The sequence below is a fragment of the Corynebacterium pseudodiphtheriticum genome, assembly GCF_023509295.1.
Taxonomy (GTDB): Bacteria; Actinomycetota; Actinomycetes; order Mycobacteriales; family Mycobacteriaceae; genus Corynebacterium; species Corynebacterium pseudodiphtheriticum.
Genome location: NZ_CP091864.1, coordinates 1,536,268 through 1,559,217, shown reverse-complemented (window position 1 = coordinate 1,559,217; position 22,950 = coordinate 1,536,268). Strand labels below are relative to the sequence as shown.

The window sequence follows — 22,950 nt, the reverse complement described above, 5'->3', positions numbered from 1 at the left end:
ACGCTGAATTGAATACTGATCCGGATACGGTTGATTTGTCGCGAGTGCACTTAGTCGGTATCGGCGGCGCGGGAATGTCGGGTGTGGCTCGAATCCTGTTGGCGCGTGGGGCGAAAGTGTCTGGTTCCGATGTGAAAGACTCGCGTCCAGTGCGTGCGCTGCGCTCAATGGGGGCTGAGATCGCAGTAGGCCACAAGGCAGAAAATTTACAGTTAACGGGTAGCTTGCCGACGGTGGTGGTTACCTCATTCGCTGCAATTCCGAAAGATAATCCGGAGTTGCAGGCTGCAGCAGAACATGGAATCCCAGTCATCCGGCGTTCAGATCTGCTAGCCGAGCTTATGGAAGGCTATACCCAGGTACTGATCGCGGGCACACACGGTAAGACTTCGACTACGTCGATGGCTGTTACTGCCTTGCAGGGTGCTGGTGCTGACCCTTCCTTTGCAATCGGTGGCCAGCTTAATCGTGCAGGCACAAACGCCCATCACGGTAGTGGAGACATTTTTGTCGCCGAAGCGGATGAATCCGACGCCTCGCTACTTCGTTACCGCCCGTCTATCGCGGTAGTAACCAACATAGAGCCGGATCATTTGGATTATTTTGGCAGCCCGGAAAATTATTTCCAGGTCTTTCAAGACTTTGCTGAGCTCATCGAAGACGACGGCGTGTTGGTGGCTTGCCTGGACGATAAGCACACCGCCGACCTGGCAGTAGCATGTGCGCGTCGTGGAATCGCGGTTTTGGGGTACGGAACCTCCTCACAGACCAGAGCGCCAGAAGTGGCAGATTTGCTGGTGGCAGAGGTAACCGGAACACAAGTTTTGGCGGCCGGTACTCGCGTGGGGGTGCAGGTGCGTGTCCCCGACGCTGTAGCACTTCAGAACAACCAGTTTGTAGCAACGCAACGGGATATTGCGTTGGATTATTTAGTGCAGACACCCGGATATCACATGGTGTTGAATTCGGTTGCAGCGGTGTTGGCTGGTGCCGCTGCAGGTGCGGACCCGCAAAAACTGGCAGAAGGCGTCGCTAGTTTCGCAGGCGTCCGTCGTCGTTTCGAATACCATGGCGATGTGTCTTCCGGTGCGTTGCATGGTGCGAAGGTGTACGACGATTATGCGCATCATCCGACCGAGGTTATGGCGGTGCTGACAGCTGCTCGTGAACAGGTCTTAGCTGAGGCCAATGGCGGAAAAGTCATTGCTTGTTTCCAGCCTCACTTGTATTCGCGTACTAAAGAGTTCTATCAAGAATTTGCACAGGCGCTCTCGCTGGCCGACGCATGCGTGGTTCTCGATATCTTCGGTGCGCGTGAAACTCCGGTGGAAGGGTTGACCTCAAGGATCATTACCAACGCCATGGAAGAATCGGTCACGGTGCGTTATGAACCAGACATGGCGGCTGCACCGGCGACAGTCGTATCGTTGGCTGGGCCTCATGATTTGGTGTTGACAATGGGCGCCGGTTCCGTGACCGTACTGGCTCCTGAGATTTTGCAGCATTTGCGGTTGGTCAGCGCTGGCGAGGCTACGGAACCTAATGGTGAACAGCCAAAGCCCCACGCTGCCGAGGATCAGGCCGGGCGCTAACCGTGGCAAAGAAACCGATCACGATTACTACAGCCGCGATCGTCGTGGTGCTAGCCCTCACGGCAGCTGTCTTTTGGTTTATTCCTGTACTGCGCGTCAGTTCGGTCGAAATTAGTGGTACCGAACGCGTTGCAGAGGCGAGTATCTTGGACGACAGTGCTATTCAGGAGGGCGACAACCTGTTACGAATAGACGCTTCTGGGGCCGCTGCTCGTATAGCGAAGCAGCCTTGGGTCCGTGGGGTTACTGTTTCCCGGCATCTGCCGTCGACTGTGGAAATTGAGATCACGGAGCGGGAAGTTGTGGGCTTTATTGAGCATGATGATGGCCCACATTTGATTGATCACCAGGGGCATGCCTTTTTTATTGATACTCCGCCGGACGAAGCCGTAGAAATCTCCGGTGCAATCGAAGATGAAGGGGCTGTGAATGCAGCCGTATCGGCGATTGCGACCATACCGGCCGAAATGCGACGTGACATTGCATCCGTCGAAGTGAAAGCGTCTCATGCGATGGAGTTACACTTACATGATGGGCGCACGATTTACTGGGGCGTCGACGAAATCAATGAACAGAAAGCTGCCGCGTTGGAGCATGTTCTCCACCGAGACGGGCAGCATTGGGATATTTCGAATCCAGGGCTGGTTACCGTCCGCTAACTCGGGGGTAATCCCGGGGGTGATCACCTGAACGTTTGGGTTAAAAGCCCAGTTCAATACCCTAAAGTAAAGGTTTAGGTGTTCGACACGCGCGCGGATATGCGCCAAAATTACACAAGTGTCACTCAAGATAGTCGAGTAACGCGCCCGCGAAAGTCGACAAGCAGAACAAGCAGAACCTGAAAGGCCGGAATTCCTCTTATGACCTCACCTAACAATCACCTTGCTGATATCAAGGTCGTTGGCGTTGGCGGCGGCGGCGTCAACGCAGTGAACCGCATGATCGAAGAGGGCCTCAAGGGGGTCCAATTCGTTGCGATTAACACGGACTCGCAGGCACTGCTGTTTTCGGATGCTGACGTCAAACATGACATCGGCCGTGAAGCGACCCGTGGCCTGGGTGCCGGAGCCAACCCGGAAGTTGGCCGCACCTCCGCCGAAGATTCCAAGTCAGAGTTGGAAGAAACCTTGCGTGGCGCCGACATGGTATTTGTCACTGCGGGCGAGGGTGGCGGAACAGGTACCGGTGCGGCTCCGGTGGTGGCCAATATCGCTAAAAAGATGGGTGCACTGACCGTCGGTGTTGTCACCCGTCCGTTCAAGTTCGAAGGCGCACGTCGCTCTCGCCAGGCAGAAGCAGGTATCGCAGAGTTGCGGGAAGTCTGCGATACTTTGATTGTTATTCCAAACGACCGTCTCTTGCAGCTGGGTGATGCAAATCTATCCATGATGGAGGCATTCCGGGCAGCTGACGAGGTTCTGCACAATGGTGTGCAGGGTATCACTAACCTGATCACCATTCCGGGCATGATCAATGTCGACTTTGCTGACGTTCGCTCGGTTATGGCAGAAGCGGGGTCAGCATTGATGGGTGTTGGCTCTGCACGTGGCGACGACCGCGTCATGTCCGCTGCTGAGCAAGCCATAAATTCGCCATTGCTTGAATCGACGATGGAAGGCGCAAAGGGCGTGTTGTTGTCGATTGCCGGCGGATCTGACCTCGGACTGCAAGAGGTTTACCAGGCTTCGACCATGGTGGAAGAAAAAGCTGATCCTGACGCCAACATCATCTTCGGCACCATCATCGACGACAACCTCGGTGATGAGGTGCGTGTGACCATCATTGCAACTGGTTTCGATGCGCAAGCTAACTTGCAAGACGAATACGGCTCACATGCCGCGCAGAACGAAGCGCAGGGGCAGTCTGCACAGCCAGCACAGCGCGGACCTGCCGCAGAAAGTGCAGCGCGCACCCAGCGAACTGAGCCTCGTGCGCCACGCCCTGAACGTGGATCGTTGTTTAGCGAGCGCGAAAAACCTCGTACTCCCAGCAGCCGTTCGGGTGGTTTGTTTACTACCTCGGACAGGTTCCAAGAGACACCGGAACCACGTCAGCCGCACCGCGACACGGATCCGGATGATGACCTCGACGTCCCAGATTTCATGCGCTAAGGCCTAAGTATGGCTTCTACGGAATCTTCGCATTCACCGGCCGGGTCCGGAGCTGCGGGCGGCAGCAACGTCGACAAGCGTCGTGTGCGCATGGTGTTTACCACGCGCAAAGGTGGGGAATCGCAAGCACCGTATGATTCCTTTAACCTGGCGAACCACGTTGGTGATGACACGCTAGCGGTCGCGCACAACCGAGAGCGGTTGGAGCGCGTGTTGGGGCTGCAAAAAATTCAGTGGATGGAACAGCTCCATACGAATACGGTCACCGTAGTGACTGCAGCCAGTGAAAATCCGGTTGAAGCTACCGATGCTTTAGTGACTACGGTGCCAGGCCTGGCACTAGGGGTTCTAGTGGCAGATTGCGTACCGGTTTTGTTAGCTGATACCAGTGCCGGGGTCTGTGCAGCGGCACACGCCGGCCGCATAGGGGCACGCAACGGGATCGTTCCGCGAACCGTCAAAGCCATGGTCGAACTCGGTGCGCAGCCTAATAAGATACAGGCACTGCTGGGGCCGGCAGCTAGTGGAAAAAATTATGAGGTACCCGACGCCATGGCGGTGGATGTCGAGCGGCACCTTCCAGGTTCCCGAACCAAAACTGCGAATGGCACTGCGGGCTTGGATATTCGGACCGGGCTAGTTCGCCAACTTATGGCGTTGGGAGTAACCGCAATTGAAGCCGACCCGCGGTGCACGATCGATGATGAAGAATTCTTTTCCTACCGCCGAGAAGGTACTACCGGACGCCAAGCAGGCGTTATCTGGTTGACCGGGCAATAACAGGGCAGGGAGTATGGCTGATAATAAACCTTTTGCGCACCACGAGGATTCGCAAAAACTTCCCTCACAGGCCGGGGTATCCAAACGGGATGGCTCCGGATTAAGCGAAGACGAGACCGTGCATGCTTTGCGCCGGAACCTTCAGAAAACCACACAGCGTATAGCGACAGCTGCCCGGGCCGCTGGGCGTGATCCTGAAGAAATTACATTACTCCCGGTGACCAAGTTTCATCCAGTAGAGTCGATCTCGGGCCTGGCCGACCTTGGTGTGACAGATGTGGCCGAAAATAGAGAACAGGAAGCACGCGATAAAGCGGAGAAACTTCCGGGAATGCGGTTCCACATGATTGGCCAGGTGCAAACGAAGAAAGCCAACGCGGTAGCTCGTTGGGCATCGAGTGTGCATTCGGTGGATTCGCATAAGCTTGCCGACGCCCTTGACCGAGGGATCGCACTGGCAATTGAGCGTGGACAACGAACCGAAGGCTATGCGCTGCCGGTGTTCCTGCAGTATTCCGCCGATGGGGATACCTCGCGTGGCGGAATCCAGGGCGATGCACTGATGCAACTTGCCGAACACGTCGAAACGCTGAAGAACGTAACCTTGGCCGGGGTGATGGTTGTACCTCCTTTGGATTCTGCAGCGGAGTCGGTGTTTCGTCATGCTCGTATGATGTGCGATTCCCTTGCCGAACGTGTAGGTAGACGGCTGCAGCTGTCGGCCGGAATGTCAGCTGACCTGGAGAAAGCTATCGCCGCAGGCAGTGATATCGTGCGTGTCGGTACCGATATAATGGGCCCGCGACCAGTAGCTTTTTAAACAACTACTTAGTACTGAATTTCTACACCGATTACAACTAATTCAAGGGGAAGCCAATGTCTATCATGCGTTCTGCCAGAGAATTTTTCTTTGGGCCAGATGACGAGGCATATTACGAATACGACGAGGCCTCGGACTACGACCGTCGCGAAGGTTACCGTGAACCAGGTGTGCGTGATGACGTTCGCGATGGGGGATACCGGGATCTCCCGCCGCGTCGCGAAGCTGTTGCGGCCCGCGATTACGGCTATGATCGCGAGCCACTGCGTGAGACTAGCGGAGCCCGTGGGCGTGAGTACGACGGCTACCAGGCTGCAGTCGCTCCACAGGTAGCCTCGGCACCTGCAGTGAACCCGAATCCTACGGTGGTGCCTTTGTCTCTGGTCAGCTATGACGAGGCCCGCAAAATGGGTGAGGCTTTCCGCGACGGCGATGTTGTGGTTTTTGAAATCACCGATGCAGAGCGGAGCGTGGCCAAGCGCATTATTGATTTCTCTGCGGGGCTGTGCTTTGCCCTTCGTGGGCAGATGAAAAATGTGACCGCTAAAATTGACACGGACCGTAAGATTTTCGCGATTGTTCCGGAACATGCTCAAGTTACTAGCATTGATCTGGAACGTGCAGCAGGTTTGCGCTAACCACGGTGGTGGGGATCAGGTAAGGTAGACGCCCGTGAGTATGCTCGGAGTAATTCTTCTCGTTGCCATTCGCTTGTACACTCTCGTACTTGTGGGGCGGATCATTATTGAGATGATTCAATCCTTTGGTCGTACCTTCCAGCCTCCGCGGTGGTTCATCATGATCGCCGAAGTGCTGTTCATGTTGACAGATCCGCCAGTGAAAGCGCTGCGCCGGGTTATCCCGCCGCTGCGGACCGGCGGTGTGGCAGTTGATATGTCCGTACTGGTGCTGTTTTTGCTGCTCATGGTGGCCGGCATGTTGGTCCGTGCGGTTTTCCTATAGTTGCTGCTCCCATCGAAGCGACTGGCTCGCGGGGCTTAATCGCCCCCGAGGCTAATCGGTGGCTATAGGTGACTGTGGGCAAAGATTGATAGAAGACTGCAAGTCAGATAAATTTAATACCGTTAATACAACGCGTGAGATTTTCGTAACTAACAGGTCTCGCCCGCATACGCGGGGCCGTCACTTGACTAAGAAGGGGAGTGCCAATGCCACTTTCACCAGCAGACGTCCATAACGTCGCGTTTAACAAGCCTCCTATTGGTAAACGGGGCTATAACGAGGACGAGGTGGATCAGTTCCTCGACTTAGTTGAAGACACTCTTGCACAGCTGCAAGATGAAAACGATGAGTTGCGTGCTCTTCTAGATGAAGCCGAGACCCAGGGGTCTTCGGCGAACACCTCCAGCACAACTGGTGCTTCCGCGCAGTCTGCTTCGGTGGATGAATCTAAGCTCCGCTCGGAAATCGAATCTGATCTGCGCGCGAAGATTGAAAAAGAAATTCGCGCAGAATACGACCAAAAGCTTAACGAGTCCCGCAAGGCCGCTTCCAAGGCGCAGAGCGAGGCAAACCAGGCTAAAGCTGAGCACGAGTCGACCAAGAAAGAACTGGCACAGGCTCGTCAGTCTGCGGAATCGAGCGCGAAGAAGGCAGACACTAGCAAGTCCGCAGGCTCGGCAGCTGCCACGGCGGCCCCTGCTGCTAATGCTCCAGCTCAGGCCACCGCAGATGCCAGTGGCATGGCTACCCCTGCTACCCACATGCAAGCAGCTAAGGTCTTGGGCTTGGCCCAGGAGATGGCGGACCGTTTGACCGCCGATGCACAGGCAGAATCCAAGGCTATGTTGGACGATGCCCGGTCCACTTCGGAAAAGCAGCTTAGCGATGCACAATCCGAAGCTAAACGTCTGGTCGATGACGCTGAACAGAGGTCTTCGAAGCAATTGCAGGATGCTGAGACTCGTTCGCGCACCATGATTCAGGATGCAGAGAAGAAGGCTGCACAGACCACTTCGGACGCGGAATCCCGTGCGGAAGCTCAGGTGCGACAGGCCAACGAGAAGGCAGCTTCGCTGCGTGCTGACGCTGAGAAGAAGCACACCGAAGTTATGAACACCGTGAAGCAGCAGCAGGCAGCTCTGGAAGCACGGATCGAAGATCTCCGTACTTACGAGCGTGAGTATCGCACACGCTTGCGCACCATGCTGGAATCCCAGTTGGAAGAGCTGGAAGCACGTGGTTCCGCTGCCCCGAGTGGCGATATCAAAGGCACTAACAAATAGTTAGAAGGACACTATCTGCCGCGTTGTTTAGCGTTTTGCGCTGATGATTGCAGCGCGGTGAAAGTTAAGTCCAGAAGACGCCTGCAGGAGCAATTCCTGCAGGCGTTTTCGTCTTTGGACTGGTTTTCAGAGAGCGTGCTGTATTAAGGCTAGCAGGTGCTGGGGATTTTTCGTCTGGATCTGCCACACGAAAAAGGGGTTAGGCTGCTATGTGATCTACTAGCGATGCAGACCATATACCAGCCTAACCCGCAGTTAGGAAGCACCTGTGAAGGGCTAATAATTGGTTGGGAAAGTTGTCTGGTGGGGTTATGTGGCGACGATGATGATGTCTAAACGCCGCGGTCCATGGACGCCTTCGACGCGCTCAAGCTCAATATCTGATGTCGCTGACGGGCCGGAGATCATGGTGATGGGCTGGGTACTCTCAATAGCTTCGAGCGCCTGCGGCACCAAATCCACAACGTCCTTTTCGAAGACGACGCACACGTGGTGGTCCGGGACCAATGTGATCGCGCGGCGGCCCTCGTTTGGTTGTGCAGATAGGAATATGGTTCCGGTATCTGCGCAAGCGACGGTGGAACCAGTAAGAACTGCATCGATGGAATCGAGGTCAGAGATGGTTAGGGGTTGATCATCGAGATCCACAATGAAGTCGCGATCCGGTAACCATTTTTCATAAAGCCCGGATGGGATTACACAGCTGCGATCTTCCAACAGAGCGCCGATGCGTTCTGGCAAGGAATCTAGATCTTCACGGTAGACGTTGGCTTTGTAGTCTTCCAAGCGGTCAATCAGTACGTCAACGACTTCCGCCCCGGTTCGTTCGCCGACGCGCCGGTATTCACGCGGCACGGCGGGTGGGGTGGGGTGGTCGCTCAATGAATTGCGCAGGCGTGCGAAGATCTCTGTCTTCGCGTCATCGTATTGGTATTTTTGGTCCATTAGGAATCCGCCTTTGTTGTGTTTCCGCGGTTTTTCGCCCACCAATGACGGAAGGCTTGCTTCGGTGGTTTCGGAATATCGCGTTGTGACGTCCATGCACCCGCTATGCCTGGTAGCCAACCGATGGTTCCGGAACGTCCGGCGACAATCCGGCTCAGCGGCAATCCGCGCTCTACGAGCTTCATAACTTGACCCGACCCCATGACAAAGCTGGCGGCTTTCATCAGCGCGGCCATCTGTGAAGGCCCCGATTGTTCGTCTACAGCCTTGGAACGCAAATGCACCAAGATGTCAGGAATATTGATTTTCACAGGGCAGACGTCGTAGCAGGCGTTGCACAGTGAAGAAGCGAAAGGCAGAGTCGCGTTTTGTTCTGAAGTGATACCGGTGAGCTGTGGCGACAGGATGGCGCCAATAGGTCCTGGATAGACCGAGCCATAGGAGTGGCCGCCGGCTTGCTCGTAAACAGGGCAGACGTTCAAACAAGCAGAACAACGGATGCAATGCAGCGCAGAACGGCCATCTTCGTCGTTTAATACCGCGGAGCGACCATTGTCTAGCAATACTACATGCACATTTTTGGGCCCGTCGCCCTCAAATGCGCCGGTCCACAAAGAGGTGTACGGGTTCATGCGTTCTCCGGTGGAAGAACGGGGAAGCAATTGTAAAAAGACTTCGAGGTCGGAGAACGTCGGGATGAGTTTTTCTATACCCATCACGGTGATGAGAGTTTCCGGCAGGCTTAGGCACATGCGACCATTGCCTTCGGATTCTACGACAGACAGCGTCCCGGTATCGGCGACACCGAAGTTGGCGCCAGAGACCGCGACTTTGCGTGATAGGAAGCGCCTGCGCAGGTGACGACGGGCAGCTTCAGCTAGCACGGCTGGCTCAGAGGTGAGGTCATCGCCGGCTTCTGGCATAGTCTTTTTGAAGATCTCGCGAATCTCATCGCGGTTGCGGTGGATTGCAGGAACCAGAATGTGCGAAGGTTTGTCCTCGCCAAGCTGCACGATCAATTCAGCTAAGTCGGTTTCTGTAGCGGTGATTCCTTGTTCTTCCAAGTACTCATCCAGGCCGATTTCCTGGGTAGCCATGGATTTGATCTTGTTTACTTCGGTTTCACCGGTCTCACGAATGAGCTCCGTGACTATTTTATTTGCTTCCTTAGCATCCCGTGCCCAGTGCACGTGGCCGCCCGCTGCTTCGAAGTTTTGCGCAAATTGCTCCAGCAGTTCCGGAAGGTTCGCCATGACGTTGGATTTGATCGCGGAACCGGCGTTGCGCAGCTGTTCCCAATCTGGAACTTCGCCGACGACGTTATTGCGTTTGGCGCGAATCGCGTGGGTGGCATGGTGAATGTTTTTGCGCATCTGCTTGTTTTGCATTTGCTGCTTAGCAGAGGCCGGGAATGGGGTGGATAGGTTGATATTGCCCTGGCCATAGGCAGGCATTCCCAAAGCGACGGTGCTCATTATTTCGCCTCCTGCGGGATGGAAAGTTCGTTGGCAGTTTCTGGATTCCACGGGTTTTCGCGGGTTGATGCCAGAATTTCTGCTAAGTGCAGCGTGCGAGTCTTCGAACCTTGGCGGTGCAAGATGCCCCCGATGTGCATGAGGCAAGATGCGTCGCCGCCGGTGCACATTTCCGCGCCGGTGGATTCGATATTGCGTACTTTTTGCTCACCCATGGCACCGGAAACACCAGGGTCTTTAATGGAGAATGTGCCTCCGAAGCCGCAGCATTCTTCTTTATCCGGTAGCTCGACCATGTTGATACCGCCGACGGTTTCGAGCAGGTCGGGTTGACGGGTGCCCAAGCGTAGTAGGCGCATGCCGTGGCAAGACGGGTGGTAAGTCACGGTGTGCGGGAAATAGGAGCCGAGTTGTTCGGCAGCGTTGGTGATGCCTTCGATATCGCGTAGGAACTGCGAGAGCTCGTAAGTGTTGCCGGCGATTTCACTAGCGTGCTTGGCGAGTTTCGGGTCACCATTTTTCTGCGCAACCATGGGCTGTTGGTGCCGCAGGGAGGCTACGCAGGAACCGGATGGAGCCACGGCGACGTCGTAGTCTGCCTTGCTGAACGCAGAGACGTGGTTACGGACCACGGGCAGAGCGTCTTTGAGATAGCCACTATTGACGTGCATCTGGGAGCAGCATGCTTGGCCTTCGGGGAAAATAACCTCGTGGCCGAGTCGTTCCAAGATGTTTGCCGTCGCTAGTGCCACTCGCGGATACATCGCGTCGACGATGCAAGTAGCAAATAATGCAATTTTCATGGGAATTGTCCTTAGTGACGCAGTGACGCAAAAATAAGATCGTATAAAATTATCGGACCGCCGGGGCGATTTCTGCAACACTGCTGGTCTGGTCTAGAGCGCTGCGATGGTGCGCGTGTAATTACACGGTGCCATAACAACGTCTCGGTGGCATAATAGAATTATTGCTAAAAAAGTCACACAGGTAATGCTTAGTAAGCAGGAAGGTCGGGGTTACAGACACCATGATGCTCGCGGTGCTTATATTGGCGTTTCTTGCTTTCCTGGGGCTCGTATTGTTTTTGTCGACGGGCGCAGCTGCCTGGTTGGCATTGCTGTTTGGGGGAGCCGGTGTGGCGTTGGTGCTGTTGCTTGTCGACGTTGTCCGTAAAAACTAGTAGGCTTAGTTTTCGTTGCTATGATCCGGCCATCACCGGGGAGCTTTCCGGAAGAACGGCGCTTGTTCTTCTTATAGAAGACACGGGCGCTCATTAGAACCGGGCCACAAGGTGAAACCTTCACCACAATGAAGTGGGAAGCGTAGTTGGTGTTAATCAGCTCCGTCTCCAAGCAGGGTGGTACCGCGCTATCAGTAGCGTCCCTGCGTCGCGAACATTCGTGTGTGAAGGAGAATAACCGTGGCTGCGAAAAACCAGGATGCAAAAGCCCGAGCTGTAGAGAGCCAGACAGAGGCAATTCCTGCTAATGACCACACCGCTGTCGGTAGCGTGTACCCGAAGGTCGACATGACCGATGGCACTAATAGCTTCCCAGCGATGGAATCCATCGTTCAGGATTATTGGAATAAGGATCAGACTTTCCAGGCTTCGCTGGACCAGCGTAAAGACGCTCCAGAATATATTTTTTATGATGGTCCTCCGTTTGCCAATGGTCTGCCGCATTACGGGCACCTGCTCACCGGCTATGTGAAAGATATCGTCCCCCGGTACCGCACCATGGCTGGAAATTACGTCCCTCGTGTTTTTGGCTGGGATTGCCATGGCTTGCCTGCCGAGCTGGAAGCCGAAAAACAGTTGGGCATTAACCAGCGCCATGAGGTTGAGGAAATGGGGCTGGAGAAGTTCAATGAGGTTTGCGCTACTTCTGTTTTGAAATACGCCGATGAGTGGGAAGCCTACGTTAACCGGCAGGCTCGTTGGGTCGATTTCGAGAACGGCTACAAGACTATGGACATCGAGTTCATGGAATCTGTCATGTGGGCGTTCAAGGAACTGTATGACAAGGGCTTGATTTATCAGGGTTTCCGTGTGCTGCCGTATTCCTGGGCTGAGCACACTTCGTTGTCTAACCAAGAGACTCGCTTGGATGATTCTTATAAGGAGCGCCAGGATCCGTCGTTGACGGTTTCTTTCCCGCTGACTGGTGCGCGCTCGGGCTCGGCTGCAGAAAAAACTCTGCAAGAAAACCCAATCTTCGGCGATGTTGAGGCCGTTGCCTGGACGACAACACCGTGGACGTTGCCCTCGAACTCGGCGTTAGCGGTAAACCCGAAGGTCACCTACACGGCTGTGCGGGTAGGAGAGAGCGGTGCTGATGGTTTTGCGGGCAAGCTGTTGTTGCTTGCCGACGACCTCCGCGATGCTTACCTGAAAGAGCTGGGCAAAGACCACGAGGTGGTGCTGTCTCTGCCGGGCGCTGACTTGGTGGGCTTCACCTATGAGCCAATCTTTGGATACTTCCCGGAGTTGAAAAACGGCTACCAGATCTTGGCTGCTGATTACGTCACCACCGACGGCGGTACTGGTGTGGTTCACCAAGCGCCTGCTTTTGGTGAAGACGATATGGCTACCTGCCAGGAAGCCGATATTGAGTTGGTTATTCCGGTGGATGCCGATGGTGAATTCACCGCGGATGTCCCGGATTACCAAGGCCAGTTGGTTTTTGATGCCAACAAGAACATCATCCGTGACCTGAAACAGACGGGCCGGGTTCTGCGGCACCAAGTTATTGTCCACTCGTATCCGCACTCGTGGCGTTCTGGCCAGCCATTAATTTATCGCGCGATGCCAGCGTGGTTCGTCGCTGTGACTAAGATTCGTGATCGCATGGTGGAGCTGAACCACAACGAGATTGAGTGGATTCCGGAGCATATCCGTGATGGCCAGTTTGGTAAGTGGTTGGAAGGTGCTCGTGACTGGAATATTTCGCGGTCCCGTTACTGGGGCGCGCCGATTCCGGTGTGGATCTCTGACAATGAGGAATACCCGCGTATCGACGTCTACGGTTCGCTGGACGAGCTGGAACGTGATTTTGGTGTGCGTCCTACCTCGCTGCACCGCCCGGATATTGACGAGTTGACGCGCCCGAACCCTGATGATCCTACTGGCAAGTCCACCATGCGTCGTGTGCCGGATGTGCTGGACTGCTGGTTTGAGTCCGGCTCCATGCCGTTTGCGCAGAAGCATTACCCATTCGAGAACAAGGAATGGTTTGAATCGCACAACCCTGCGGACTTCATCGTTGAGTATTCCGGCCAGACCCGCGGTTGGTTCTACCTGTTGCATGTGCTGTCCACGGCGCTGTTTGATCGTCCGGCGTTTAAGAAGGTGGTTGCGCACGGCATCGTGCTGGGCGATGATGGGCTGAAGATGTCGAAGTCCAAGGGCAACTACCCGGACGTTAATGAGGTCTTTGACCGCGACGGCTCGGATGCGATGCGCTGGTTCTTGATGTCCAGCCCGATCCTGCGTGGCGGCAACCTCATTGTCACTGAGCAGGGCATCCGCGATGGTGTGCGGCAGGCAATCTTGCCGATCTGGAATGCGTATACCTTCTTGCAGCTGTATTCCAGCAAGCCAGCGCAGTGGTCGGTGGATTCTACCGATGTGCGGGACCGTTACATCTTGGCTAAGACCCACGATCTTGTCGACGCTGTCGACACGGCATTGGCTAATACCAATATTGCCGATGCCACCGAGGCCGTGCGTGTCTACGCCGATGCGCTGACCAACTGGTATGTCCGTCGTTCGCGCGATCGTTTCTGGGAGGGCGACGAGGCCAACCCAGAGGCTTTCAATACCTTGTACACGGTGTTGGAGATCGTTTCCCGCACGGTAGCCCCGCTTTTGCCACACGTTGCGGAGGTCATTTACCGAGGTCTGACTGGTGAGCGTTCGGTGCACCTGGCTGATTTCCCGGCTGCCAGTGATCTGCCTGCCGACGACGAGCTGGTGCACGCCATGGACTACACCCGCGCGGTGTGCTCGGCAGCATCGTCGGTACGCAAGGCGAATAAGCTGCGTAACCGTTTGCCATTGCCGAAGCTGCTGGTCGCGATGCCAGAGTCTGCACAACTGGCTGATTTCGCGGATATCATCCGTGATGAGGTGAACGTCAACGAAGTTGAGCTGACCGATGATGTGGATTCGGTGGGCCGTTTCGAGGTCGTCGTCAATGCTAAGGTGGCAGGCCCTCGTTTGGGCAAGGACGTGCAGCGCGCGATCAAGGCTGTGAAGTCCGGCAATTATGAGCGCTCTGGTGACATGGTGCTTGCTGACGGTGTCGAGCTGCGTGAAGGCGAATACACCGAGCGTTTGGTGGCTGCGGATGCGGCTTCCACTGCACAGATTGCTGGCCGAGAGGGCTTGGTAGTGCTGGATATGACGGTGACCGAGGAGCTGGAAGCCAAAGGCTGGGCAGCTGATGTGATTCGCGGTATCCAGGATGCGCGTAAGGCTGCTGATTTTGCGGTCAGCGATCGCATCACCGCCACGCTGTCGGTTCCTGCAGACAAAGAAGAGTGGGCGAACCGCCACCGCGAGCACATCGCGGGCGAGGTATTGGCAACGGACCTGCAGGTGGTCACCGAGCCACAGAAAGGCGACAATGTCTACCGCGTGCTCGATGGCGTGAGCGTTGCTGTGCAGCTTGTTTAGGTAAACAACGCGCCCGTAAACGCTTGCCAAACTGAGATAGCCCTGGTTACCTTTCCGGTAAACTGGGGTTTTTCTGTGTTTTGGGGTAGCGATAAGGATCATGGGATCTGCGGTAGTTTGACGCTGTATATTCACCCGGATACGTTGATAACAGGCTGATAATTACATTGGAAAAGTTGCTTACATCACCCAGGGTGCTGAATTTTCTGCGGCCTGTGGTTGTGCTTCGTTCCTGGTGTTAGCAGTCTTTGTCTCTTGATATCTTGTGTTGGAAGGTTTTCCATGAAATTTAATAAGCGCATTCTAGCTGCTGCAGCAGTATCTGTTTCTCTCGTTGCTCCTGCCGTTGCACCAGTCGCGCAGGCAGCTGATTCGCACCAGAATTGCGAGCAGCGTTTTGTCAGTGGTTTGGATTTCAACTCACAGCCGGCGATTGCGGTTGCACAGCATTTGAAAAAGAACTGTGGTTTGACTGAAGAGCAGATTTCTCAGTTGAGCGTTGATGAGCTGAAGAGCGTTGCGAAAGAGCTGAAGAATAAAAACGATGAAGCAGTTTTCACTGATGAACAGATCAACAGTCTCGATGCTGCACAGGTGAACCGGGCTGCTGTAGAAGGCCCTGGTGCTAATGAGGCCGGGCAAGCCGGCGGCCAGGATAACGCAGACGGCGATGCTGCCGACCAGCAGATGATTGTTTCGCCACAGGTAAACGACATCACAGCGGGAGACAAGAAAGTCACCGGAACTGTTCGTTTGTACCCAAGCGCAAAGAAATACGAATTCGCTGCTACGTTCCCTGGCGGCCAGGTTGCGAAAACCCAGTTAGATGCCCCTGCTGCGGCTGCAACCGTGAACTTTGAGATTGCAGTTCCGGAAGGCGTCGAATTGAAGGCCGGTGACGAAGTATTCGTCACCCCTGTCCCTAATGTTGCGATCCCTGGAACCAACGAGGGGCCTGGCAAAAATGTCACCGTTAAACCTGCAGCAGCACCGGGTGGCGAGGACAACGTCGTTGAAGGTGACAAGGAGCAAGATCAAAACGAGAAGCCTGCTGCTGAGCCGAAGGAGCCAAAAGGAAGCTCGGACTTCGGCGCAGTAGCCGCTGCTTTGGCTGGTCTTGGTGGCTTAGCTGCACTGGCTGGTGGAATTGTGCACTTGATTAACCACCATGCGGGTGGAGCGCACTTCTTGCAGCCTGTCCGCGACTTCTTGGCTCAGTTCAACATCAAGATCTAAGACTGTGTATCGCTGAGTAAACCGCGGCTGTGTGCTTGTGGTTTAGCGCAGACGGTGAAACCTCCCGGAGCGCCTCATTGAATGAGGCGCTCCGGTTTTGTGTTTTTGGGGAGGAGCGCAAGGGGCGTCCCATTTTGTGCGGTTGCTTAACGTCTCCGGCGGTTCAGTAAACCCCAAGCTTAACGATGAAATTTTAATGAACTATTCAGATTATTTTTAATAGCAAAAGTACTGGTAGTGACCTTGTTTTGACAACCAAACAAATGACGGACTAGTTTTCTGCGATCGATCAATCAAGTGATTCGATGACGATGCCTTCTGGCAGAAGCCTGGGAATATCTGAGTCCAGTGCTCGCGCTAGCGGAATCGAACTTTGACGATCAGTTTCCGTTTTGTTGTTTACTGCGAAAGGCCCTCTCATGCTTAACAAGCGCCTTCTGGCTACTGCCATTTTGTCCCTGTCCATCGCGGCTCCCGCTGTCTCCACTCTTTCGCCAATTGCCCAGGCGGCGCCGTCGCACCTGGGTTGCGGCAAGCAGGTCGTCGAAGATGCCGGTTTCAAAGGGGACGTCTCGATTGTCGTCGCCAAGCATCTGAAGGTCTCGTGTGGGTTGTCGGTCCAGCAAATTGCTCAACTGTCGGATAGCGACTTGACGCAGGTTATCGAAGAACTAGGTATCTCCAAAGTAGGACTCAACCTAGCTTTGGTGCGAGCCGCAGCTGGCACCATCGACCAAAACACTGATAAGCCAGGAAACGCTGGAGGAACCGACGACCTCGATCGTGACTACCAGACCGGCGTGAGCGTAGACCGCATCAAAGCTGGGGCCCGGACTGTAACCGGCACGGTGTATCTCCAGGCAGATCAGGATGAGCAGAAAATTAGCGCAGCACTTCCGCGCCGTAACTTTGTCACAGTTACTGCGAAGAAGAAAAACCCGGGTAAAGCTGAATTGGTGAAATTCGAAATCCCGGTTCCCGAAAGTCTACGGCTGCGGGAGCATCACCAGGTGTTTGTATACACGGGGGAGGGCGCCCCGACACCACAGCGTATACGCAACGGGGGTGCTATGTTGCTGGTTGAAGCGGAAGGCTCAGGTGCCGGGGAAGATAGCGCGGACAGCGCAGATAATGGTGCACAAACGCAGCAGACACAGATTCTTGTCGACGAGATTGCTGCTGGAGCTCAGACAATAACCGGGAAAGTGAAACTGCCCGAGGGTGTTTCGGAGCAGCAGATTGCAGCCTTCTTCCCTCGGTCGCTGTTTGCGCAGGTGAGTGTGCAGAACGCACAGAAGGATGCGCAAGGTTTTGTGAATTTTGAGATTGCGGTGCCGGAGAGCCTGAACCTACAGGTAGGCGATCAAGTCAAGATCGGCCCGGTCGGCAAGTTGGCGGAAGTCCAAACCGTCGTGGTGAAGGCTTAAGTTAAAAATTCGCCAGATTGTCGGAAGGCAAGGCCGTTGGCGGTGTCGGAGCAGTCAGCTAAGCACGCCAGCGGTCGAGAACCATATTGGGACGTTAACCCCAGAATTCTCCCACCCTTTTTCAAGCAGTTATTACAAATTTTGGTTAAAGATAAAACCAAATATTTTGTTCCCGCCGTTTTCTGAAAGGCCTTTTACTATGCTTAACAAACGCGTAGTCGTTGCTATCGCGGCCCTGGGCTCGCTCGCTGTTCCTTCTGTTTCTGCTATTCCGCCTGTTGCGCAGGCACAAGAAATTGCACCGGTTGTTGCCGATGACGCTTCCAAGCAGGTTATTGTTGATCAACCTCGGGTTGGTGATGCCAAGATCACGGGTAAAGTACTTATTGCAGACGGTGAGAATTCTCAAAAAGTTGCGGTTTTGTTTGTTTCAAATGTGCACCGTGACGAAATTCAAGTAACTCGAGACACCACCATGGGCGCAGATCTGGTTTCCTTTGAATATACTGTTCCGACGTCGCGCCCTCTGCAGGAAGGCGAGGCAATCACCGTAGGAATTCCTGGGAATCTAAACACCTTCCAAACCGTCACCGTGCAAAAAGCTCTGACACCAGAAACGAGCCCGGCACCAGTTCCGGATCCGGGGAATGAGCACAAGCCAGAAATAGAGCAACCGGCGCCACAACCGCAGGATAAAGAACAGCAGCCGGAGGGCGGGAACAAACCAGGGGAGGGCCAGCAGTCCCCGATGCCGGAAGCTGAGAAAAAACCGGAAGGTGAGGCTAAGCCAGAAGGAGAGCAGCAAGTCCCGAATCCTGAAACAGAGAAGAAACCAGAGGCTGATGAACAAAAGCCTGCTGGAGATGCTGAAGACATGAAACCTGGCGATAAGGATAAACAGCCGGGAGACAAAGAACAGCAGCCGGAAAAACCGGGACAGTCCGAGAACAAGCCGGCAGATCCTAAGACTCCCGAAAACGAAGGCATGAAGCCGGGCGAGAAGAAGCCGGAATCCCAAAAGCCTAGTGAAGAAAAGAAACCAGAGGCTCCGAAGGCACCAGAAAAGCAACCAGAGAACCCAAAACTTCCTGGTGAGGGTGATAAAAAACCAGAGATTGACAAAGGTGCGTTGCAGGGAAGCTCGAATATTGGTGATTTCTTCAAGACCCTCGCAGCCATCGGTGGAGTAGTTGGAGTTGTCTCTGGCGTCGTTAAGCTCCTCACCGAAGGTTTCAGTGGTCCACACTTCCTACAACCACTGCGTGGTTTCCTGGCGCAGTTCAACATCAAGATTTAACTTCGGTTCCGCGATTCTCCAGAAAGGAATTCTGCATGATTAACCAGCGCGTATTCGCAGCGGCAGTAGTTTCACTGTCTCTTGCTGTTCCGGTGGCGGCTTCGGTGACTGCTGAAGCACAGGCGCAACCTGTGGCATCCGTGCAGAACCAGGCGTCTGATGCGACGAAGCAGGTCATTGTTAATCCGGTGAAAGTCGGAGACACGAAGCTCACCGGCAAGGTATTGCTGGAGGCGGGACGTAAAGCGCAGTACGTTTCTATTCTGTTTAACGACCGTGCCCACCAACAGACAGTGCTTGCTTCCCGCCAAGAAGCTTTTGGCTCGGATCTCGTATCTTTCGAGTACGCCATCCCGACGCTGTATCAGCTGCGTGTGGGCGAGACCATTACGGTGGGGATCGCCGGTAAGCCGGAGACATTCCAACAAATTCAGGTCGGAGAGGCCGATGTGCCCGTGCCGGATGGTGCACCCGAGAAGACGCCAGAGCACAAACCGGGTACTGAAGATGGCCGTAGGCCAGCCCCAGGGCAAAGTCCTGAGGATGCCAAACCGGACGATGCCCCGAAGACTCCACAGCGCCCAGGCCTGGGCAACGGAGGATTGTTGAGTTCTAGCTCATCGAACCTGTTTGGTTAAAGCGTGGGGTGGGGCGGAACCACTGAACTAAAACCCTGGGCGGGCTTGTACAGAGTGTAAGCCCGTAAGACCGGAGCAAACCGAGAAAGCATGATTATTCATCGTGCGACCGGTTTGCTCCGGTCTTCGCGTCTCTAGGCAAAAAATGAAGAATCATTACCGGTCTGAGTTTTGACAGCTGCTTTCGAGTTCTGGACGGTGCCACTGCAATGGCTCGCGTCCTAAGTCTCAAATAATATAGAAACAAAGTTCGAAAAATGGTGATATTTCACGGATGGTGATGTAGGTCCTCCGTAGGGTTGTAGTAGAGTTGGCAATATTTCGACGTCTTCAATCGATTTTGTGGTCCAGGTTATTCCCAGGAACCTGTTGATATATCATTATTCAAATTCGCATTTGAACGTACTGTTTTGGGAAAAACTCAGCTATTCCCGGGTTTTTTCATGGAATAATTTAAAGCTATTGCAATGTTTCTACCTCCGGTATCTGCTACTCGTTCTACCTGTACTTCTCGCGTAAAGCTGGTACGACCGCTCCTCGTAAGGACCTGTATGTACAGCCAATGATGTACACCGCGGCTGCGCAGATGGTTGCTCCGTTCGTCTGGGCTCACACTGGTTCTTCTCGCGGTGGATTCGACTTCACCCACGGCGTGCTTGTCGACGGCCAGATTCCTTTGGAAAACCCAGAAACCGCCTTGGGTGATCCACTGACCGCGACCAACTGGCTGATGTTGCTGATGCTGGCGACCCTCGGTCAAGCTGTTGCTTGGACGTTCGTTCAGTGGGGTTCGGTCTGGCTGGATCCAACCCTGTCCGCTGGTATCCTGCTGCTCTCCCCAGTGTCCTCGGTTGTCATCGCCTGGCCATTGTTCGGTGAAGTTCCATCCGCCTTGCAGTTCCTCGGTATCTTGATGATCCTCGGAACGGTGATGTATCAGAACGGGTTGTTCGATAAATTCATAGGAAAGAAGAATAAACCGCCGAAAGGTAAGGCAGGTAAAGATGATCCAAATGAGCTTGTCGACATCGGTATGGGCCGAAAAGGCCTGAAGGATGAGCCTGAGCCGGTGAAAGATCCGGGCGAAGGCCCGTGGCGACCAGCTTAACCACACACAGTGGCGCCGAAGGAGGCTTTTACCCTCGGCGCCCTCGACCATATCCGGTCTCAATGCCTTAAACACTAACTAGTTCTTGGAGGAAATCAATGCACTTGACAGAGCGTGAACAAGACAAACTGATGATTGTCGTCGCAGGCGACCTAGCTCGCCGACGTAAAGAACGTGGTCTCAAGCTGAACCGACCAGAAGCTGTCGCCTATATCACCGCCGAACTACTCGAGGGCGCACGTGACGGGAAATCTGTAGCGGACCTGATGAGTGAAGGTGTTACCTACCTCAGCCGCGAAGATGTCATGGAAGGCGTCCCGGAAATGATTTCCGATGTGCAGGTTGAAGCGACCTTCCGCGACGGAACCAAACTGGTCACTGTGCACCGTCCAATCCGCTAGACCATCATCCCCGAACTGACTGCATAACTACGAAGGAGAAACCCTTGATTCCTGGTGAATTCTTTATCTCAGAAGATGGTCCTATCACGTTGAATGAAGGCCGTGAGGCAATCACTCTGGAAGTTACCAACACCGGTGACCGCCCCGTCCAGGTTGGTTCGCACTTCCACTTCGCCGAAGCCAATGCGGAACTGGACTTCGACCGTGAGGCTGCTCGTGGTAAACGCCTCGATATCCCGGCCGGAACCGCAATCCGTCTAGAACCTGGCGATTCCCGCACTGTTAACCTGATCGATTTCGCAGGCGACCGCGAAATCCATGGCTTCAACGGCAAAGTCAACGGCAAGCTCGACTAGCCCCAAACTCTCGTCGCAATACCTAAAACACCCAGCTAGAGGAGTAATACACCATGTCTTTTCAGATGGATCGACGCCAATATATTGAGCTTCACGGCCCAACGACAGGCGACGGCATTCGTCTCGCCGATACCAATCTTATTGCCCGCGTGGAAAAAGATTTCACTAAATACGGCGAGGAAGTATCCTTCGGCGGCGGCAAGGTAATCCGCGATGGTATGGGCCAGAACTCGCGCATGCGCGGTAATGATATGGTTCCGGACCTGGTCATTACCAACGGAACGGTCATTGACCACACAGGCATCTTCACCGCAGATATTGCGATCAAAGACGGCAAGATCATGAAGATCGGCAACGCCGGTAACCCAGACATCATGGACGATGTCGACGTCATGATTGGTGTGGGCACCGAAGTTATCGGCGGTGAAGGAAAGATCATCACCGCTGGTGCTATTGATACCCACGTACACTTCATCTCCCCAGAGCAGGTAGAAGCTGCCCTGGATAACGGCACTACTACGCTGATCGGCGGCGGAACTGGCCCGGTAGATTCCACGAACGCCACCACGGTTACCGCTGGTGCCGATAACATCACCCACATGATCCGGGCGACCGAAAACTTTGCCGTTAACGTCGGTTTCTTGGGCAAAGGCCACGCCTCCGATGCCAACCCGTTGCGTGAGCAAATCAAGGCAGGCGCGATTGGCCTGAAGATCCACGAGGACTGGGGTGCTACTGCCAACACCATCGACCAGGCGCTTTCTGTCGCCGACGAGATGGATATCCAGGTAGCTATCCACACCGACACCTTGAACGAAGGTGGCTTTGCTGACAACACCATCGCTGCGTTCAAAGACCGCGTCATCCACACTTTCCACACCGAAGGTGCCGGTGGTGGCCACGCCCCTGACATCCTGAAGGTTGCCGGTCTGAACAACGTTTTGCCTGCGTCCACGAACCCGACGCTGCCATACACCGTCAACACGATGGATGAGCACCTGGATATGATCATGGTGTGTCACCACTTGAACCCAGATCTTCCAGAAGACGTTGCGTTTGCTGATTCGCGTATCCGCAAAGAAACGATTGCTGCAGAAGATGTTTTGCACGACCGTGGTATTTTGTCGATTACGTCCTCTGACTCCCAGGCAATGGGTCGTGTGGGCGAAGTTGTTTTGCGTACCTGGCAGGTCGCACACCGTATGAAGGAACAATTTGGTTCTTTGGCTGGCGACTCGGAAAACAACGATAACGAGCGCATCAAGCGTTACATCGCGAAATATACGATCAACCCAGCGATTGCTTCCGGTATCTCGCACTCCGTTGGATCTGTAGAAGAAGGCAAACTGGCTGACCTTGTCATCTGGGATCCGAAGAACTTCGGCGTGAAGCCAAGCATGGTTCTAAAGTCTGGCTACGTTGTACGTTCGATCATGGGTGATGCTAACGCGTCTATCCCGACTCCACAGCCTCGCACCATGCGTTACTCCTACGGCGCTTTGGGCCACGCATCCCGCCGTAACTCGGTGACCTTCTTGCCGACGGCTGCCATGGAAGCTGGCGTTCCAGAAACGCTGCGCATCGCGCGCCGTTTCGTTGAAGCTAAGAACATGCGCAATATCTCGAAGAAGGACATGCGCCTGAACGACGCTACGCCAGAGATCAAGGTGGATCCAGAGACCTACGAGCTTTCCGTCGACGGTGAAATCATCACCGCTGAGCCAGCAACGGAACTGCCGATGACGCAACGTTACTTCCTGTTCTAGCGTCCCAGTTTCAGCTACAAACGGCCCGAGTTTTTCAGCCCCGATATTGCCCCGATATTGCAAGGAAGGTCGAT

At 54.5% G+C, this 22,950-nt stretch carries 20 protein-coding genes and 1 pseudogene; 18 read left to right on the top strand and 3 right to left on the bottom strand.

Features of this window, described 5'->3' with window-relative positions:
• Nucleotides 1–74: 74 nt before the first annotated feature.
• The 8 genes from murC to L9H78_RS06965 all read left to right on the top strand — a co-directional run bounded on the left by murC (nt 75) and on the right by L9H78_RS06965 (nt 7,549).
• Complete coding sequence (murC, locus tag L9H78_RS07000) at nt 75–1,592, top strand: UDP-N-acetylmuramate--L-alanine ligase (RefSeq protein ID WP_249620759.1); 1,518 nt, start codon at nt 75–77, stop codon at nt 1,590–1,592.
• 2 nt (nt 1,593–1,594) lie between these two features.
• Nucleotides 1,595–2,251, top strand: a complete 657-nt coding sequence (locus L9H78_RS06995) for a cell division protein FtsQ/DivIB (RefSeq protein ID WP_064834393.1) — start codon at nt 1,595–1,597, stop codon at nt 2,249–2,251.
• Nucleotides 2,252–2,452: 201 nt separating this feature from the next.
• Nucleotides 2,453–3,703, top strand: a complete 1,251-nt coding sequence (ftsZ, locus tag L9H78_RS06990; RefSeq protein ID WP_249617427.1) for a cell division protein FtsZ — start codon at nt 2,453–2,455, stop codon at nt 3,701–3,703.
• 90 nt (nt 3,704–3,793) lie between these two features.
• Nucleotides 3,794–4,483 carry a peptidoglycan editing factor PgeF gene (pgeF, locus tag L9H78_RS06985; RefSeq protein ID WP_430622717.1) on the top strand — a complete coding sequence of 230 codons (690 nt, stop codon included), beginning with the start codon at nt 3,794–3,796 and terminating at the stop codon, nt 4,481–4,483.
• A 13-nt stretch (nt 4,484–4,496) separates the two neighbouring features.
• Nucleotides 4,497–5,303 carry a YggS family pyridoxal phosphate-dependent enzyme gene (locus L9H78_RS06980; protein ID WP_249619652.1) on the top strand — a complete coding sequence of 269 codons (807 nt, stop codon included), beginning with the start codon at nt 4,497–4,499 and terminating at the stop codon, nt 5,301–5,303.
• 56 nt (nt 5,304–5,359) lie between these two features.
• Entirely contained in the window at nt 5,360–5,941 is a 582-nt protein-coding gene (locus L9H78_RS06975; protein ID WP_249617424.1) for a cell division protein SepF, read from the top strand.
• A gap of 34 nt (nt 5,942–5,975) precedes the next feature.
• Entirely contained in the window at nt 5,976–6,266 is a 291-nt protein-coding gene (locus tag L9H78_RS06970; protein ID WP_024272910.1) for a YggT family protein, read from the top strand.
• 206 nt (nt 6,267–6,472) lie between these two features.
• A complete protein-coding gene (locus tag L9H78_RS06965) occupies nt 6,473–7,549 on the top strand; it encodes a DivIVA domain-containing protein (protein ID WP_249619651.1) in 1,077 nt (358 codons plus the stop codon).
• 309 nt (nt 7,550–7,858) lie between these two features.
• On the opposite strand, the gene L9H78_RS06960 is transcribed toward L9H78_RS06965, so the two are convergent.
• Genes L9H78_RS06960 through L9H78_RS06950 form a run of 3 tightly spaced genes read right to left on the bottom strand, consistent with a single transcriptional unit; the run spans nt 7,859 to nt 10,772 of the window.
• A complete protein-coding gene (locus tag L9H78_RS06960; RefSeq protein WP_249619650.1) occupies nt 7,859–8,494 on the bottom strand; it encodes a LutC/YkgG family protein in 636 nt (211 codons plus the stop codon).
• Complete coding sequence (locus tag L9H78_RS06955; protein ID WP_249619649.1) at nt 8,494–9,969, bottom strand: LutB/LldF family L-lactate oxidation iron-sulfur protein; 1,476 nt, start codon at nt 9,967–9,969, stop codon at nt 8,494–8,496. Before L9H78_RS06955 ends, L9H78_RS06960 begins: the two co-directional genes overlap by 1 nt.
• Nucleotides 9,969–10,772, bottom strand: a complete 804-nt coding sequence (locus tag L9H78_RS06950) for a (Fe-S)-binding protein (RefSeq protein ID WP_249619648.1) — start codon at nt 10,770–10,772, stop codon at nt 9,969–9,971. Before L9H78_RS06950 ends, L9H78_RS06955 begins: the two co-directional genes overlap by 1 nt.
• Nucleotides 10,773–10,996: 224 nt before the next feature.
• Here L9H78_RS06950 and L9H78_RS06945 point away from each other — a divergent pair, with 224 nt between their 5' ends.
• The 10 genes and pseudogenes from L9H78_RS06945 (at nt 10,997) to ureC (ending at nt 22,876) form a co-directional block, all read left to right on the top strand.
• Nucleotides 10,997–11,149 (top strand): zinc-binding dehydrogenase, encoded by a 153-nt coding sequence (locus L9H78_RS06945; RefSeq protein WP_249617419.1) that lies wholly within the window; start codon nt 10,997–10,999, stop codon nt 11,147–11,149.
• 348 nt (nt 11,150–11,497) lie between these two features.
• Nucleotides 11,498–14,647, top strand: coding sequence for an isoleucine--tRNA ligase (gene ileS, locus L9H78_RS06940; RefSeq protein ID WP_249620758.1), 3,150 nt, complete (start codon nt 11,498–11,500; stop codon nt 14,645–14,647).
• 282 nt (nt 14,648–14,929) lie between these two features.
• The gene (locus L9H78_RS06935) at nt 14,930–15,883 is read left to right on the top strand and encodes a hypothetical protein (RefSeq protein WP_249619647.1); all 954 of its coding nucleotides are present in this window, start codon (nt 14,930–14,932) and stop codon (nt 15,881–15,883) included.
• A 419-nt stretch (nt 15,884–16,302) separates the two neighbouring features.
• Nucleotides 16,303–17,310, top strand: a complete 1,008-nt coding sequence (locus L9H78_RS06930) for a hypothetical protein (protein WP_249619646.1) — start codon at nt 16,303–16,305, stop codon at nt 17,308–17,310.
• A gap of 199 nt (nt 17,311–17,509) precedes the next feature.
• Nucleotides 17,510–18,607, top strand: coding sequence for a hypothetical protein (locus tag L9H78_RS06925; RefSeq protein ID WP_249619645.1), 1,098 nt, complete (start codon nt 17,510–17,512; stop codon nt 18,605–18,607).
• A gap of 35 nt (nt 18,608–18,642) precedes the next feature.
• Nucleotides 18,643–19,245 (top strand): hypothetical protein, encoded by a 603-nt coding sequence (locus L9H78_RS06920; protein WP_249617415.1) that lies wholly within the window; start codon nt 18,643–18,645, stop codon nt 19,243–19,245.
• A gap of 475 nt (nt 19,246–19,720) precedes the next feature.
• A pseudogene (locus L9H78_RS06915) lies at nt 19,721–20,353 on the top strand (EamA family transporter); the annotation flags it as partial.
• Nucleotides 20,354–20,451: 98 nt separating this feature from the next.
• Nucleotides 20,452–20,754: an urease subunit gamma gene (locus L9H78_RS06910; protein WP_021352264.1), complete on the top strand. Its 303-nt coding sequence runs from the start codon at nt 20,452–20,454 to the stop codon at nt 20,752–20,754.
• Between the two features lie 44 nt (nt 20,755–20,798).
• The gene (locus L9H78_RS06905) at nt 20,799–21,110 is read left to right on the top strand and encodes an urease subunit beta (protein WP_249617414.1); all 312 of its coding nucleotides are present in this window, start codon (nt 20,799–20,801) and stop codon (nt 21,108–21,110) included.
• A gap of 53 nt (nt 21,111–21,163) precedes the next feature.
• The gene (gene ureC, locus L9H78_RS06900) at nt 21,164–22,876 is read left to right on the top strand and encodes an urease subunit alpha (RefSeq protein ID WP_249619644.1); all 1,713 of its coding nucleotides are present in this window, start codon (nt 21,164–21,166) and stop codon (nt 22,874–22,876) included.
• The last annotated feature ends 74 nt before the right edge of the window (nt 22,877–22,950 follow it).